Source organism: Microbacterium cucumeris (genome assembly GCF_058349845.2).
In genome coordinates this window covers 414,048-427,065 of sequence record NZ_JBYRIZ020000003.1, presented here as the reverse complement: position 1 = coordinate 427,065, position 13,018 = coordinate 414,048, and the positions used below count along the sequence as shown (strand labels likewise).

The 13,018-nt window shown below is 70.9% G+C and carries 17 protein-coding genes; 6 read left to right on the top strand and 11 right to left on the bottom strand.

Annotated elements, in window-relative coordinates:
* Nucleotides 1–3 precede the first annotated feature (3 nt).
* Nucleotides 4–183, top strand: coding sequence for a hypothetical protein (locus tag AC3RXZ_RS11155; RefSeq protein WP_243228481.1), 180 nt, complete (start codon nucleotides 4–6; stop codon nucleotides 181–183).
* On the opposite strand, the gene AC3RXZ_RS11150 is transcribed toward AC3RXZ_RS11155, so the two are convergent.
* Nucleotides 184–1,227 carry an FUSC family protein gene (locus AC3RXZ_RS11150; protein ID WP_498265588.1) on the bottom strand — a complete coding sequence of 348 codons (1,044 nt, stop codon included), beginning with the start codon at nucleotides 1,225–1,227 and terminating at the stop codon, nucleotides 184–186.
* A gap of 38 nt (nucleotides 1,228–1,265) precedes the next feature.
* Here AC3RXZ_RS11150 and AC3RXZ_RS11145 point away from each other — a divergent pair, with 38 nt between their 5' ends.
* Nucleotides 1,266–1,652 (top strand): SHOCT domain-containing protein, encoded by a 387-nt coding sequence (locus AC3RXZ_RS11145; protein WP_243229194.1) that lies wholly within the window; start codon nucleotides 1,266–1,268, stop codon nucleotides 1,650–1,652.
* A gap of 59 nt (nucleotides 1,653–1,711) precedes the next feature.
* Here the strand turns inward: AC3RXZ_RS11145 and AC3RXZ_RS11140 are convergent, their stop codons facing one another.
* From AC3RXZ_RS11140 to AC3RXZ_RS11125, 4 genes are all read right to left on the bottom strand, one after another.
* Nucleotides 1,712–2,383 carry a GAP family protein gene (locus AC3RXZ_RS11140; protein ID WP_491494065.1) on the bottom strand — a complete coding sequence of 224 codons (672 nt, stop codon included), beginning with the start codon at nucleotides 2,381–2,383 and terminating at the stop codon, nucleotides 1,712–1,714.
* Nucleotides 2,380–4,041: a SulP family inorganic anion transporter gene (locus AC3RXZ_RS11135; RefSeq protein WP_491494064.1), complete on the bottom strand. Its 1,662-nt coding sequence runs from the start codon at nucleotides 4,039–4,041 to the stop codon at nucleotides 2,380–2,382. Before AC3RXZ_RS11135 ends, AC3RXZ_RS11140 begins: the two co-directional genes overlap by 4 nt.
* A gap of 92 nt (nucleotides 4,042–4,133) precedes the next feature.
* Nucleotides 4,134–5,036, bottom strand: a complete 903-nt coding sequence (locus tag AC3RXZ_RS11130; protein WP_491494063.1) for a DnaJ domain-containing protein — start codon at nucleotides 5,034–5,036, stop codon at nucleotides 4,134–4,136.
* Nucleotides 5,037–5,096: 60 nt separating this feature from the next.
* Nucleotides 5,097–5,609: a GNAT family N-acetyltransferase gene (locus AC3RXZ_RS11125; RefSeq protein WP_491494062.1), complete on the bottom strand. Its 513-nt coding sequence runs from the start codon at nucleotides 5,607–5,609 to the stop codon at nucleotides 5,097–5,099.
* A gap of 171 nt (nucleotides 5,610–5,780) precedes the next feature.
* On the opposite strand from AC3RXZ_RS11125, the gene msrA reads away from it, so the two are divergent.
* Nucleotides 5,781–6,308, top strand: coding sequence for a peptide-methionine (S)-S-oxide reductase MsrA (gene msrA / locus AC3RXZ_RS11120; protein WP_491494061.1), 528 nt, complete (start codon nucleotides 5,781–5,783; stop codon nucleotides 6,306–6,308).
* A gap of 115 nt (nucleotides 6,309–6,423) precedes the next feature.
* Here msrA and AC3RXZ_RS11115 read toward each other — a convergent pair whose 3' ends face one another.
* From AC3RXZ_RS11115 to AC3RXZ_RS11105, 3 genes are read right to left on the bottom strand one after another with little or no spacing between them, the layout of a single operon-like run.
* The gene (locus AC3RXZ_RS11115; protein ID WP_243228488.1) at nucleotides 6,424–7,341 is read right to left on the bottom strand and encodes a DUF808 domain-containing protein; all 918 of its coding nucleotides are present in this window, start codon (nucleotides 7,339–7,341) and stop codon (nucleotides 6,424–6,426) included.
* 53 nt (nucleotides 7,342–7,394) lie between these two features.
* A complete protein-coding gene (locus AC3RXZ_RS11110) occupies nucleotides 7,395–8,537 on the bottom strand; it encodes a sensor histidine kinase (protein WP_491494060.1) in 1,143 nt (380 codons plus the stop codon).
* 1 nt (nucleotide 8,538) lies between these two features.
* Nucleotides 8,539–9,261 (bottom strand): response regulator transcription factor, encoded by a 723-nt coding sequence (locus AC3RXZ_RS11105; RefSeq protein WP_491494059.1) that lies wholly within the window; start codon nucleotides 9,259–9,261, stop codon nucleotides 8,539–8,541.
* A gap of 122 nt (nucleotides 9,262–9,383) precedes the next feature.
* On the opposite strand from AC3RXZ_RS11105, the gene AC3RXZ_RS11100 reads away from it, so the two are divergent.
* The 3 genes from AC3RXZ_RS11100 to AC3RXZ_RS11090 are packed head-to-tail and all read left to right on the top strand — an operon-like array spanning nucleotide 9,384 to nucleotide 11,421.
* Complete coding sequence (locus AC3RXZ_RS11100; protein ID WP_243228491.1) at nucleotides 9,384–10,046, top strand: glycosyltransferase family 2 protein; 663 nt, start codon at nucleotides 9,384–9,386, stop codon at nucleotides 10,044–10,046.
* Nucleotides 10,043–10,741: a TIGR04282 family arsenosugar biosynthesis glycosyltransferase gene (locus tag AC3RXZ_RS11095; protein ID WP_491494058.1), complete on the top strand. Its 699-nt coding sequence runs from the start codon at nucleotides 10,043–10,045 to the stop codon at nucleotides 10,739–10,741. Before AC3RXZ_RS11100 ends, AC3RXZ_RS11095 begins: the two co-directional genes overlap by 4 nt.
* The gene (locus tag AC3RXZ_RS11090; protein ID WP_243228493.1) at nucleotides 10,738–11,421 is read left to right on the top strand and encodes a class I SAM-dependent methyltransferase; all 684 of its coding nucleotides are present in this window, start codon (nucleotides 10,738–10,740) and stop codon (nucleotides 11,419–11,421) included. The genes AC3RXZ_RS11095 and AC3RXZ_RS11090 overlap by 4 nt, the downstream gene beginning before the upstream one ends.
* Before the next feature lie 43 nt (nucleotides 11,422–11,464).
* On the opposite strand, the gene AC3RXZ_RS11085 is transcribed toward AC3RXZ_RS11090, so the two are convergent.
* The 3 genes from AC3RXZ_RS11085 to AC3RXZ_RS11075 are packed head-to-tail and all read right to left on the bottom strand — an operon-like array spanning nucleotide 11,465 to nucleotide 12,880.
* On the bottom strand, nucleotides 11,465–11,677 hold the full coding sequence (locus tag AC3RXZ_RS11085) for a hypothetical protein (protein WP_243228494.1): 213 nt from the start codon (nucleotides 11,675–11,677) through the stop codon (nucleotides 11,465–11,467).
* Nucleotides 11,677–12,285 (bottom strand): molybdopterin-dependent oxidoreductase, encoded by a 609-nt coding sequence (locus AC3RXZ_RS11080; protein ID WP_491494057.1) that lies wholly within the window; start codon nucleotides 12,283–12,285, stop codon nucleotides 11,677–11,679. Before AC3RXZ_RS11080 ends, AC3RXZ_RS11085 begins: the two co-directional genes overlap by 1 nt.
* Nucleotides 12,278–12,880, bottom strand: a complete 603-nt coding sequence (locus tag AC3RXZ_RS11075) for a hypothetical protein (RefSeq protein ID WP_491494056.1) — start codon at nucleotides 12,878–12,880, stop codon at nucleotides 12,278–12,280. The genes AC3RXZ_RS11080 and AC3RXZ_RS11075 overlap by 8 nt, the downstream gene beginning before the upstream one ends.
* Between the last annotated feature and the right edge of the window lie 138 nt (nucleotides 12,881–13,018).

Here is a 13,018-nt window from a genome sequence, read left to right as displayed (position 1 = left end):
TCCATGACCAAGAACACGATCTGGACCATCCTCGGCGTGATCGTCGCGGTCGCGATCGCCTGGTGGCTCGTCGGCGTCCTGTTCTCGGTGCTCTGGTTCGTCGCCAAGCTCGCGATCGTCGCCGTCGTCGCTCTCGTCGTCTTCCTCGTGCTGCGCAACGTCTTCGCCAAGAGCGAGGACTGATCACCGCCGCCGCGAGATCTGCGCGCGCAGCAGCGCGACCAGCGACGGGATCGCGGCACCGAAGGTGAGTGCGAGCCCGACGCCGATCAGCGTCTCGACCGTGCGCTCCAGGAACCGCGCGCCCGGCGACGAGGTCGACGTCGACAGGATCAGCGTCAGGACGACGATCGTGGTGAACGCCGGCGCGACGTACCACCGGCTCTCCCGCATGGCGCTCATGGCGCCGATCGCCACCGCGATCAGCACGGCTATCAGGATTCCGCCCGGGTCGAACAGGGTCACCACCATCGCGGCGAGAGCGCCGAGGAAGACGGATACCGAACGTCCCGCGCTGCGCAGGATCACCTGCCCGCGCGCCGGGCGCATGACGAGCAGCACGGTGCCGGTCGCCCACCCGACGTGCTCGAGACCGAGGAGGTAACCGATGGCGGCGGCGATGGCGGCGGCGAGCCCCAGCAGGATCCCGTAGCCGAGCAGGTCCGCACCCCTGGCGGTCTCCGGCGCCGGCGGCAGTGGTTCGTCGCGTTCCGGCCACAGCAGCGACACGAGCCAGGCGTACACAGACCCCGCCACGATGCACCCCGCGGCCACGAGGGTCAGCCCGAGATCCGGGAAGCTCAGCCCGATCCCGACCAGCGGCAGTACGAGCGCCAGCAGGAGGCGTCCGAACGGGCCGCGGGCGGTGCTGAGGCTTGCGCCGACCGACAGGACCAGCAGCGCGACGACCGCGACGGCCGGCGCGCGGGTCAGCGTCGAGCCCAGCAGCAGCCCCAGAGCGCTCAGCACGCCGACGAGAGGGAGCACGGCCCGCCGGCGGCGTCGCGACGGCAGGCCGTACGCCGCGGCCGGGAGCACGCCGATCGCCAGTGCGAGTCCCGCGGTGGGCGAGAACGGCGCCACGAGAATGCCCGGCAGGGCGAACAGCGCACCGAGCACGAAGCGCGACCACTGCCACGTCAACCCGGCCGGCATCCGCATGAGACCGTTATACACGCGCAGCGAACCGTGGACGCGGAGCGTGCGGAAACGATAGCGTTCGAGCATCCGCTGCGAACCGCGGCGGCATGATCGAAAGGTTCATCATGGGCTTCTGGAGTTCTTTCTGGGACATCATCTGGTGGTTCGTCTGGGCATTCGCCTTCATCGCCTACCTGTTCGCGCTGTTCGCCATCATCGGAGACCTCTTCCGGGACCGGAAGCTGAACGGGTGGTGGAAGGCCGTCTGGATCCTCTTCCTGATCTTCGTCCCGTTCCTCACCGCGCTCGTCTACCTGATCGCGCGGGGCAGCGGCATGGCCGAGCGCGGCGCGGCGGAGGCCCGACAGGCGAAGGACGCGACCGACGCGTACATCCAGCAGGTCGCGGGCTCGAGCGCGGCCGACGAGATCGCCAAGGCGAAGGCGCTGCTCGACTCCGGAGCCATCACCGCCGAGGACTACGCCCAGCTCAAGGCCAAGGCTCTGAGCTGACCGAAGCGACGAGACGAGGGGGCGATCCGATCCGGATCGCCCCCTCGGTCGTCTCCGGCTCAGAAGCTCCCGATGCCCTTGCCGACCATCGAGACGCCGATGACGAGCAGCAGGACCGCCATGATCACGGCGTTCTCCTTCGCGAGCCAGTCCCGCAGGGCATCCAGCACCCGCCCCAGCCGGTCGGCCGCGATGAGATAGCCGACGACGGGGACCAGCACGGTGGATGCCGCGATCACCGTGAAGATCGCGATGACGCCGACGATCGAGCCGGTGGACAGATCCGCCGAGCCGATGTCCGTGCCGGCGCCGGCGGCCATGATGAGGTTCTTCGGATTCAGCGCGGACAGCAGCAGACCCAGGCCTGCGGCGCCGACGAACGAGACGCTGTCGATCGCCTGCATCCATCCGGGCAGCTTCGGCTCCTCGCCGGCCCGGGGCCGGCCGCGCCACTGCTTCAGGGCGAGCAGGAGCAGCAGGGCGCCGAGGACGAGCTGGATGACGCCGCGGATGGGTCGCGAGGCATCCGGATCCTCATCCGGGAGGACGGAGGACAGCAGCGTGAAGACCGTGACGGCGGCGACGATGCCGACGAGCCAGCCCAGCAGGAAGCCCACGCTCGTGACGCGCGCCCGCGGCGACAGCAGCATGAGGATCGCGGCGATGATCGGGATCGGGCTGATCGCCACACCGAGCGCGAGCGGCAGGATCTCGCCGACGACGGAGTTCACGACGTGCCTTCCGGGACGGTGCCGGTGAGATCGACGATCGCCGCACGGTTGGTGGCGTAGACCTTCTCGTCGTCGAGGAGCTCGAGCCGAGCCAGGCGCCGCCTCGTGCTCGGCCGCACGCGGCTGAACGCGAGCGTGATCCGCTCGTCGGCCAGCCATTCCTTCAGGGCGGTGAACGATTCGGCCCCGGTCACGTCGATGTCGGTGACGGCCTCCATGTCGATCACCAGATGCTCGACCTTGCCGTCGCCCGCAGCGGTGATCGCGTCCTTGACGGCCGTCGTGAACACGGCGCCGTTCGCGAAGAACAGGGGCGCGGCCATCCGGATCACGATGACACCGGGCGCCGTGACGGTGCCGGCCGGCGCGTCCTCGAGCAGCGACTCCGCAGGGTCTCCCGAGGTCTCCAGCACGTCGATCGCCGGGTTGGCGGCCCGCTTGGCGATGTTGATGAGCGCCAGGACGAAGGCGACGAGGATGCCGGGGATCGAGCCGACGAACAGCGTCACGAGGAAGCAGATCGCGCCGATGATGAACTCGAAGCGGTCGGCGCGCCACAGGTCGATGAACTCCCGGATGCCGAGCAGGGGGATGACCGCGACCCCGACGATGGCACCGATGACGGGCGACGGGATGTCCGCCAGCAGCTCGGTGCCGAACAGAAGCAGCAGGAGCGTGCCGACGGCGAGCACGAGAGAGGGCAGCTGCGTACGCGAGCCGGCCTGATCCATCGCCGCGGTGCGCGACGTGGAGGAGCCCACCGCGAAGCTGCCCTGGGCGCCGGCGGCGATGTTGGCGACGCCGAACGCCATCAGGTCGCGGTTCGCGTGGAAGGGATAGCCGTGCTTCTCGGAGTACGAGCGCGAGACGAGCAGACCCTCGGCCGTCGTCACGAGGGTCAGCGCGATCGCCGAGGGGATCAGCGCCAGCCACGTGGTCCAGTCGATCATCGGCCAGGTGAACGCCGGGGCGCCGGCCGGCACCTCGCCGAGCACGTCCACCCCCTTCTGATCCAGGCCGCTCATGACCACGACGACCGTGGCGAGCACGAGCACGATCAGTGCCCAGGGCACGGCGCGCAGGTAGCGGCGTCCGATCAGCAGCACGGCCACGGAGGCGGCCGAGATCAGCACCGACCACCCGTTGAGCGTGCCGATGCCCGTGACGAGGCCGACGACCTTCTCGGGGAACTCCCCGCCCGATTCGATCTTCACCCCGAGCATCTTCGCGATCTGGCTCACCATGATGTCCAGAGCAAGGCCGCCCACGAATCCGACGAGGATCGGCTTGGAGAGGAAATTCGCCAGGAATCCGAGCTTGAAGACCGCCAGCAGGACGAACATGATGCCGCAGATGATCGCCTGCGCCATGGCGAGCGTCGCGTAGTCGGCGCTCCCCGCCGTGGCGAGACCCCCGACCGAGGAGGCGACCAGGGCGGCGGCCGCGGCATCCGGAGAGGCGACGAGCTGACGCGAGGACACCACGAGGGCGTAGATCACCGTGGGGACGATCAACGCGTAGAGCCCGGCGGTCGGGGGGAGCCCGGCGATCTGGGCGTAGCCGATGTTCAGCGGGATCGCGATCGCGAGCAGGGTGACGCCCGCCGTGAGCTCGGACGCCAGGTTCTTCGGCGTGAGACCTGCCAAGGGGCGCTGCATCGGTGTTCCTCCCGGTCGTCCCGTCCCACATTGGCATCACAGGGCCGTCGCGGCCAGAGCCGGAGCGAAAGATCACACGAGAAGGATGAGTCTCATCGGGTGCGTGCGGTCTGCTTCAGGCGGGTGCGGATGTCGAAGAGCTCGGTGCCGCCCACCATGCGTGCGCCGGGCACGCCGCGTCGCAGCAACGGGCGCAGCGCGCTGCGCCGCACGGCGACGACCGGGATCCTGCCGACCGTGCCGAGAGAGGTCACCGCTTCCACGAGGTCGTCGTCCGGGAAGACGAGGATCGCGCCGCCGAAGCGCACTCGGGCCGCCCGCGCGACGACGCGGACACGGCTCAGCAGTTCGGCCACCGGCATCCGGTCACGGACGTCGGGTCCGGTGACCTCGTCGCGTCGGAAGCCGACGGGCCCGCCGAAGTCCTCGGACACGAGCGCGTAGAGGCCCCTCGGGCTCAGCACGACGTGATCGAGCACGTCGTCGTCCCCTCCGGCGGCGACATCGTGCCAAACCGTGAACCCGATGCCCAGGTCGTCCATCGCCCGCGCCGTGTCCTCCTCGGCGAGGGCGTCGGCGAGCAGCCGGCGCAGCTGCCAGGGGGCGGAGCGGACGAACGCGGGGGCGTACGGGTCGGCGACGTCGCCCTCCGCCCACTCCCGCGCGAGTCGGAGATACTGCGCGCGGCGCCAGGCGCCGGCCTGCCCGAAGGACGCGGTGCGCGGGCGCGTCCCCGATCGGGAGCCCGCGGCGCGCCCGCTCCACTGCAGTCGCGATCCGTCGTCACGGTCGCGGTCGTAGTCGAGGCGTCCCTGCGGGGTGCCGATCAGGTCCCAGGCGTGCTGGACGCGGATGAACGCCGCGGCATCCCCGCCCGTGTCGGGATGGGTCTCGCGCAGCCGCACGCGGTACGCACGGCGCAGGCCGTCGTCGTCCACGTCGGGGGCGACGCCGAGCACCTCGTACGCCGAGGCGGAGAGCGGACTGTCGAACACCGATTCAGGCTACTCCGCGCGGAGCGGGCCGATTCCCGGCGCGAATCCCGTGGCCCGGGATCAGGATGCCGGGGAAGGCCGTTCGTCCAGGACGAGCTGCAGGAACGCGAGATCGAGCCACGCGCCGAACTTCATGCCGACCTGGGGCAGCAGGCCGGTCCGCCGGAAGCCGTGCTTCTCGTGCAGCCGGATCGATGCGGTGTTCCCGCTCTCCACGGCGGCCACCATGACGTGCGTCCCGCGTTCCCTGGCGCGGGCGATCAGCGCTGTCATGAGCGCGCTGCCGATGCCCCGGCCCTGCTGGTCGGGATGCACGTAGACCGAGAGCTCGACCGTGTGGCGGTACCCGCTGTGCGGGCGCCAGGCGCCGAACGTGGCATAGCCGAGCACGCCCTGCTCGTCCACCGCGACGAGCACGGGGTACCCCTGTCCGGTGCGGGCCGCGAGCCACTCCGCACGGTCGGCGACGTCGACCGTGTCCTCGTTCCAGATCGCCGTCGTGTTCTCCACCGCGTGGTTGTAGATGGCGGTGATCGTCTCGAGGTCGACGGCCTGGGCATCCCGGATCTGCACGTCGTCGACGCTATCAGCGGCGCGCGGCCTCTCCGGCGCGGTGCGACCGGAAGGCGCGAGCGTAGGCTGGAATCCGGCATCGCTCCAGGGGTGGCGGCGAACGGGACCAAAACCGGACTCCGCGTTGTTGTCTCTGGAGACGCGATCGCGTCGGAGAAGGAGCCACACGAAATGACGGACACAGGAACGATCACCCGCACCCCCGGCACCGAGACCGCGGTCCTCGCCGGAGGCTGCTTCTGGGGCATGGAGGAGCTCATCCGCCGCCAGCCCGGAGTCCTGGACACGCGGGTGGGATACACCGGCGGCGAGAACGACCACGCCACGTACCGCAACCACCCCGGTCACGCCGAGGCGGTCGAGATCGTCTTCGACCCGACGAAGACCACGTACCGCGACATCCTGGCGTTCTTCTTCCAGATCCACGACCCGTCCACCCTCAACCGCCAGGGCAACGACGTCGGCTCGAGCTACCGCTCCGCGATCTTCCCGCTCTCACCGGAGCAGGAGCGGGTCGCGCGCGACACGATCGCCGACGTCGACGCGTCAGGCCTGTGGCCGGGCAAGGCCGTCACCACGATCGAGCCCGAGGGTCCGTTCTGGGAGGCGGAGCCGGAGCACCAGGACTACCTGCAGCGCATCCCGAACGGCTACACCTGCCACTTCCCCCGCGCCGGATGGGTGCTGCCGCGGCGCTGAGCGCCCCGTCGCCCCCGCCCGCCGGGCTCGCGAGACTTGGCCTGCGGGGTGAGACTTGGCCTGCGTGCCCAAGTCTCGCTCCGCAAAGGAAGTCTCGCGGCGCCGCGGGGGGGGGTCAGGCGTGCACGTCGGCGGGCGACTCGCCGCCCTCGGTGAAGCTCGGACGCTTGCCCACGAGCTTGCCGATCAGCAGGACGACGCCGACGATCACGAGTCCGAGGACGAGTCCGGCGATCGCTGAGATCAGCGTGTCGCCGAACCACACCACGAAGCCGCCGAGCGGCTCGAGCAGATGCTCGACCCCGTGGATGAAGTCGCTGAAGAACACCAGCCCGACCTCGCCGAGATTCGCCAGGACGAGGTGACCGCCGACCCAGAGCATCGCGACGGTCCCGACCACCGAGATCACCCGGAACACCGCGGGCATCGACCGGACGATCCGCGTACCGGTGTGGCGCACCCGGCGGTCGGGGTTCTTCGCCATCTTCAGCCCGATGTCGTCGATCTTCACGAGCAGCGCGACGGCGCCGTACACGATGCCGGTCATGAGCAGGGCGATCACCGCGAGGATCGCCAGGGTCATCCAGATGCTCAGTCCCGCCTCGAGGTTCGCAAGCGAGATGAGCATGATCTCCGTGGAGAGGATGAGGTCGGTGCGCACGGCGCCGAAGACGAGCTTGTTCTCGTCCCTCGCGCTCTCCTCGCCGTGCCCGTGATGGAACCCGAACCACTCCAGCACCTTCTCCGCGCCCTCGAAGCACAGATACGTGCCGCCGATGATGAGCAGATAGGGAAGCACCCAGGGTGCGAACGCGGTCAGCAGCAGCGCGATCGGGATGATGATCACGAACTTGTTGATCAGCGAGCCCAGGGCGATCTTCAGTACGACGGGCAGCTCGCGCGCCGGCGTGATGCCCTGCACGTACTGGGGCGTCACGGCGGCGTCGTCGATCACGACCCCGGCGGCCTTGGAGGAGGCCTTCAGGGCCGCGCTGAGGATGTCGTCGACGACGGCGAGCAGACCAACCGACATGGGACCCCCTGTGTGTGATGTCGGAGAGCAACTCTAGCGGGGCCGGATGACCGTCATCCCGCCGATCCGGACGGAAGCCGCACGTCGAACCGGCATCCGGTCGTCTCGTTCGTCGCGCTGATGCGCCCCTGGTGCGCCTCGACGATGCCCCGCACGATCGCGAGTCCGAGTCCTGCGCCGCTGCTGCCGACGATGCCGTCGATCGGAGTGCGGGCGTGCGTCCCCCGCCAGCCGGGTTCGAAGATCCGGTGCAGGTCCTCCTCGGCGATCCCGGTGCCCGAGTCCTGGACCGACAGCGTCACGCCCTCGGCATCCTGGACCGTGCTGATCCGCACCTCGCCGCCCGTCGGCGTGTGCTCCAGGGCGTTCATGAGCAGGTTCGAGACCACGCGGGACAGTTCGCGCGCGTCGCCGACGAGGGTGTGGTCGGGGCTGGTGCGCTCGACGAGCACGATGCTCTTCGCCTGGGCGACGGCCGCGAGCTCCGCTGCGGCGTCGCTCACGAGGTCGTGCAGCGAGAGGGGCTCGAGGTTAAGCACGAGCGTTCCGGAGGAGATCTTGGACAGCTCGAAGAGATTGTCCACGAGCGACGTCAGCCGGTCGACCTGAAGTCGCATCTGGTGGTGGAACCGGGCCGTGTCCGCGGCGAGCCCGTCCTCGAGCGCCTCGGTCATGGCGCGCAGGCCGCTGAGCGGGGAACGCAGGTCGTGCGAGATCCACGCCACCAGCTCGCGGCGGGACGCATCGATCGCCTGCACCTCCTCGCGTGCCTGGGCGAGGCGGTGACTGGTCTCCGCGAGCTCGTCGGCGAGTGCCTCGAACTCCGCGCTGGGCGACACCGAGGGATGCTCGTCGACGAGCGCACCGTCGCCGATCGCGTGTGTGAGCCGGCGCAGCTCGTCTCCCGCGCGGGCGATCCGCAGCCCGAGCAGCAGGGCGACGCCGACCGAGACGACCGCGGAGACGCTCGTGACGGTGACGACCACGAGGAAGTCGTGCGGCGAGATGTACATCGCCAGCGCCACCGCCAGCACCCCGGCGGCCAGCGACACCACGGACGCCAGCACCACCACGCACAGCTGCACGATGAGCGGGCGCCGGTGCAGCAGTCTCAGGGCGAGCAGACCCAGCGCCCCGACGACGAGCGCGCAGGCGAGCGACATGCCCACGATGATGAGGAGATCGGGCAGCGGCATGTCAGCCCCCCAGGTCGAGACGGTAGCCGACGCCCCAGACGGTGACGAGGATCTGCGGACGGCCGGGATCGGCCTCGATCTTCTCGCGCAGCCGGCGCATGGTCACCGTCACGGTCGACAGGTCGCCGAACTCCCATCCCCAGACCGCGCGCAGCAGGGTCTGACGGTCGAACGTCTGCCGCGGATGCTTGAGCAGGAACGCGAACAGGTCGAACTCGCGCGCCGACAGCTCCAGCGCGACCCCCGACGCCGTGACGATGCGCGCCGACGGGTCGAGCCGGAACTCCCCGAGGTCGAAGGGGGCCTCCGGCGCGTACGCCGCGAGGCTCCGCCGGAGCACCGAGCGGACGCGGAGCACGAGCTCGCGCGGGGAGAACGGCTTGGGCAGGTAGTCGTCCGCGCCGGCCTCGAGTCCGTCGATGCGGTCCTCGGGGGCGCCCAGCGCCGTGAGCATGATCACGGGCACCTGCGAGGTCCGACGGATGCGGCGGCACACCTCGACGCCGTCGATGCCGGGGAGCATGCGATCCAGCACGACCAGGTCCGGCCGGACGCGGGTGACGGCGTCCAGGCCCGAGAAGCTGTCCGACGCGACGTCGACGAGGAAGCCCGCCGCGTGCAGGTAGGCCTCGGCGACCTCGCACACCATGGGGTCGTCCTCGACGATCAGCACCCGGCGGTCCACGAGGTCGTCGGCCGGTTCCGCGGACAGCGACGACGTCATGGTCCCAGGGTAGATCCGCGGGTGCGCGGCGGAGAGGGGCTCCCGGGTTCCGCGCCGACTCTTCCGCGGTTCGTAAGGACTTGGGGGCGGCGCGAGGGCGGCGAGGTTCCTACATTCTGGATATGAGCTCATCCGTCGACGTGATCCTGCCCTGCCTCGACGAGGCGGAGGCGCTTCCGGCGCTGCTCGCCGAGATCCCGTCCTCGTACCGCGCGATCGTCGTGGACAACGGCTCGACCGACGGCTCGGGCCGGATCGCCGCGGAGCTCGGGGCCACCGTCGTGACGGCGGAGCGCCGCGGCTACGGCGCCGCCGTGCACGCCGGCCTCCTGGCGGCCACGGCACCGATCGTCGTCTGCTGCGACGCGGACGGATCGTTCGACATGCGCCAGCTCGAGCGGGTCGTCGATCCGGTCCGCCGCGGCGAGGCCGACCTCGTGCTCGGGCGGCGAGTGGCGGTCACGGGTTCCGCATGGCCGGTGCACGCCCGCGTCGCCAACGCCGTGCTGCTGTGGTTCGTGCGACGCAGGATGCAGGTCGGGCTCCGCGATCTCGGTCCGATGCGGGCCGCGGATCGCGAGCGTCTCGTGCGTCTCGGCATCGTCGACCGGCGCAGCGGCTACCCGCTGGAGCTCGTGCTCCGCGCGCGACGAGCGGGCTGGCGCATCGACGAGGTGCCGGTCGACTACCGCCCGCGGGTGGGCAGATCCAAGGTCACCGGCACGGTGAGCGGGACGGTTCAGGCGGTCGGCGACATGCTGCGGATGCTGCGGAGGTACGCATGAACGGGGTCACCATCATCGTCATGGCCAAGGAGTGCGTGCCCGGCCGCGTCAAGACCCGACTGCATCCGCCCTTCAGCCTCGAGGACGCCGCCGGGATCGCGAGCGCGTGCCTGGATGACACCGTGGCGGCGGTCGCGGGCATCGATGCGCGGCGCGTGCTGTGCGTGCAGGGGAGCCTCGACCCGATCCCCGGGTTCGAGCAGATGCCGCAGTCGGTCGGGGATCTCGACGAACGGATCGCCGACGCCCTCGACCGCGTCGACGGTCCCGTGCTGTTGATCGGGATGGACACTCCGCAGCTCGACCCTGCGCTGCTCGGCGCGGTGGCCCACCGCTGGCCGCTCGGCGTCGACGCCTGGTTCGGCCCCGCCGCCGACGGCGGCTTCTGGCTGCTGGGGCTGCGGGGCGTCGAAGAGCTGCGAGGCGCTCTGGGCGGCGGCGCCCGGGGAGATCTGGTGCGCGGGGTGGGGATGTCCCGGGAGGACACCGGCGCCGTGCAGCGCGCGCGGCTGACGGCCGCCGGCCTCAGCATCGCCGACCTGCCGGAGCTCACGGATGTCGACGACGTCGACAGCCTCCGCGCCGTGGCCGAGGAGCTCTCTCCCGCGAGTGCTCTGGCTCGCAGGCTCGCCGCCCATCACCGGGACATCGTGCCGGCGGCATCCGGAGCCGACCGGATCGAGGCCGTCCGATGACCGCCCCGATCGCGACAGTGCCGCACTTCGACGCCGGAGGCGGATCGCCCTACGCCACCGCCCTGCGCAGCGGCGGCGGAGTCCTGCGCATGGTCGACCACGACGGGGCCCCGGGCGCGCCGATCGAGCTCGCCCGCTTCCTCGCGGCCGCGGACGACGCGGATCGCTCGGTGCTGGAACGCGCGGACGGAGCGGTCCTCGACATCGGATGCGGCCCCGGCCGCATGGTGCGCGCGGCGATCGCCGCGGGTCATCTCAGCCTCGGCGTGGACGTCTCGGAGGCCGCCGTCGCCCACGCGCACGCGCAGGGGCTGCCGGTGCTGCATCGCTCGGTCTTCGATCCGATCCCCAGGGAAGGGGAGTGGGGCGCCGCCCTGCTGCTGGACGGGAACATCGGCATCGGCGGAGACCCGACCGCCCTGCTGTCGCGGTGCGCGCGGCTCGTGCGGGCGGACGGCACGGTGTTCGTCGAGGTGCACGACGATCCGCGCCGCGACCGGGCCTTCCGCGCCACGCTGATCGATCACGAGGGCCGTGCCAGCCTGCCGTTCCCCTGGTACGAGCTCGGCCTGGACGGACTGCGCCGTCGTGCTGTCGCGGCCGGACTGGTCCTCGTCGAGACCTGGTCGCAGGACGTCCGCACCTTCGCGGCTCTGCGGTGCGCCTCCGCTGAACGATAGTCCCCGGCGTTGCGCAGTGGCCTGCCGTCCGCGGGACTCGGCTTCAGGACGATTCCGGTGCGGACGGCGCTCGCCTCCGCCGGCGGAGCACGGTGATCGCCGGCACCAGGACGGCGTCGTGCAGGATCACCGCCGCGGCGAGCCAGACGACGACGTTCAGCAACTGGTCCGGTCGCTGCGTGCTCACCAGCAGCCAGGCGCCCCACAGGAGCCCGCCGGCGCCGGCGGCTCCGAGCGCGATCCGCACCCCGCGCATCAGACCACCTCGATCGCCGACAGCCACTTGGTCTGGAGCACGCCGGGACGTCCGGGTGCGATGATCCGCGCGGGATATCCGTGGTCCAGATCCAGGCGCTCGCCGTTGACGTGCAGCGCCACCAGCGTCTTCGCGTCCCGGGCGTACTGCGGGGGCATGGTCGTGGTGGCGAACGCGCCCCGCCGCTGCAGGCTGCGCATCCGGACGGTGGCATCCTCGGGGGCTCCGACCAGGTCCAGGAGATCGGCGAGCCGGACGCCCTGCCAGTGCGCGTCCACCGTCCATCCCTCCACGCAGGCGATGGGCAGCACCTCCCGGTGCTGAGGGAGCGCGTCGAGCTCGGCCAGGCTCAGCGTGCGGCGCCGTCCGCCGGATTCGACGGCGAGCCGCCAGTCCGGGTCGGAGGCGAGGGCGGTGACATCCGCCTGTCGCGCGGAGCGGTTGACCGGCAGCGCCCGAGGGCTGTCCACGCGACGACGGTCCTCGACGAGGCTGAACGGTCCGACGGGGAGGATCGCGTGCGCGACGGCCAGAGCCCCCATCGCCGCCGAACCGGCGCCGACACCGAGGAGGAACCGGCGCCGGGAGAGGTCTTCCGGATCAGTCATCCCGGGCACCCCCGTTCCCGGCTTTCGCGTCGTGTCGGCGCCAGTGCGCGCGGATCGCCGGGAGCTGCACGGCGATGTGCAGGGCCAGGGCGCCGATCAGCATCCAGGCGAGCGCGAAGTGCGTGCGCCGGAAGGAGAACTCCCACGGATACCACTCCAGGATGTTGAGGATTCCGGTCACCGGAAGCACCAGAGCCGTCGCGACGAGAACGGCTACCGAACCGCGCTCGAGCGCGCTGAGCACGCCCGAAAGGGGCGGCCACCGGAACAGTCGCGGATACACCACCCACAGCTTCGCCAGCAGCAGCGGAAGCAGCATGCTGCCGACGACGACGTGGGTCCCCTGCGTCCAGCCGTACAGGTGCTCGGGGCGCGTCGGAGTGACGATTCCGTCCAGCGGGCTCTGCAGCACGTGGCTGTACAGCCCGGTGAGGAAGCACACGACGAAGGCGAGCCCGAGCACCCGACCCACGACGACCGCCATCCGCGTGTTCCGCACGGGCGAGGCGAGAGCGCGCTGCACGTGCGCCGCGCGCGGCCGGATCGCGGCGTCGAGCCGATCGACCAGCGCGGTGCGGGGGACATGCTCCGTCATGGCCTCAGTCTGCGCGGGCGGGGACCGTCGTGCCCGCCATGCGTCTTACAGGATGGTGACGGCCGTGCCGCCGGCCCCTGCCGGGAACAGCTGTCACGGAGGCGTAAGGAAATCCGGGCGGCGCCGCGCGCCCCGACA

Bases quoted from the DNA above. Each gene is read 5' to 3' on its own strand.
- AC3RXZ_RS11145 (WP_243229194.1), top strand. From the start codon at position 1,266: ATGGGCTTCTGGAGTTCTTTCTGGGACATCATCTGGTGGTTCGTCTGG.
- AC3RXZ_RS11100 (WP_243228491.1), top strand. From the start codon at position 9,384: ATGAGCTCATCCGTCGACGTGATCCTGCCCTGCCTCGACGAGGCGGAG.
- AC3RXZ_RS11090 (WP_243228493.1), top strand. From the start codon at position 10,738: ATGACCGCCCCGATCGCGACAGTGCCGCACTTCGACGCCGGAGGCGGA.
- AC3RXZ_RS11075 (WP_491494056.1), bottom strand. From the start codon at position 12,880: ATGACGGAGCATGTCCCCCGCACCGCGCTGGTCGATCGGCTCGACGCC.
- msrA (WP_491494061.1), top strand. From the start codon at position 5,781: ATGACGGACACAGGAACGATCACCCGCACCCCCGGCACCGAGACCGCG.
- AC3RXZ_RS11105 (WP_491494059.1), bottom strand. From the start codon at position 9,261: ATGACGTCGTCGCTGTCCGCGGAACCGGCCGACGACCTCGTGGACCGC.
- AC3RXZ_RS11110 (WP_491494060.1), bottom strand. From the start codon at position 8,537: ATGCCGCTGCCCGATCTCCTCATCATCGTGGGCATGTCGCTCGCCTGC.
- AC3RXZ_RS11085 (WP_243228494.1), bottom strand. From the start codon at position 11,677: ATGCGCGGGGTGCGGATCGCGCTCGGAGCCGCCGGCGCCGGCGGGCTC.
- AC3RXZ_RS11155 (WP_243228481.1), top strand. From the start codon at position 4: ATGACCAAGAACACGATCTGGACCATCCTCGGCGTGATCGTCGCGGTC.
- AC3RXZ_RS11095 (WP_491494058.1), top strand. From the start codon at position 10,043: ATGAACGGGGTCACCATCATCGTCATGGCCAAGGAGTGCGTGCCCGGC.
- AC3RXZ_RS11115 (WP_243228488.1), bottom strand. From the start codon at position 7,341: ATGTCGGTTGGTCTGCTCGCCGTCGTCGACGACATCCTCAGCGCGGCC.
- AC3RXZ_RS11150 (WP_498265588.1), bottom strand. From the start codon at position 1,227: ATGCTCGAACGCTATCGTTTCCGCACGCTCCGCGTCCACGGTTCGCTG.
- AC3RXZ_RS11135 (WP_491494064.1), bottom strand. From the start codon at position 4,041: ATGCAGCGCCCCTTGGCAGGTCTCACGCCGAAGAACCTGGCGTCCGAG.
- AC3RXZ_RS11080 (WP_491494057.1), bottom strand. From the start codon at position 12,285: ATGACTGATCCGGAAGACCTCTCCCGGCGCCGGTTCCTCCTCGGTGTC.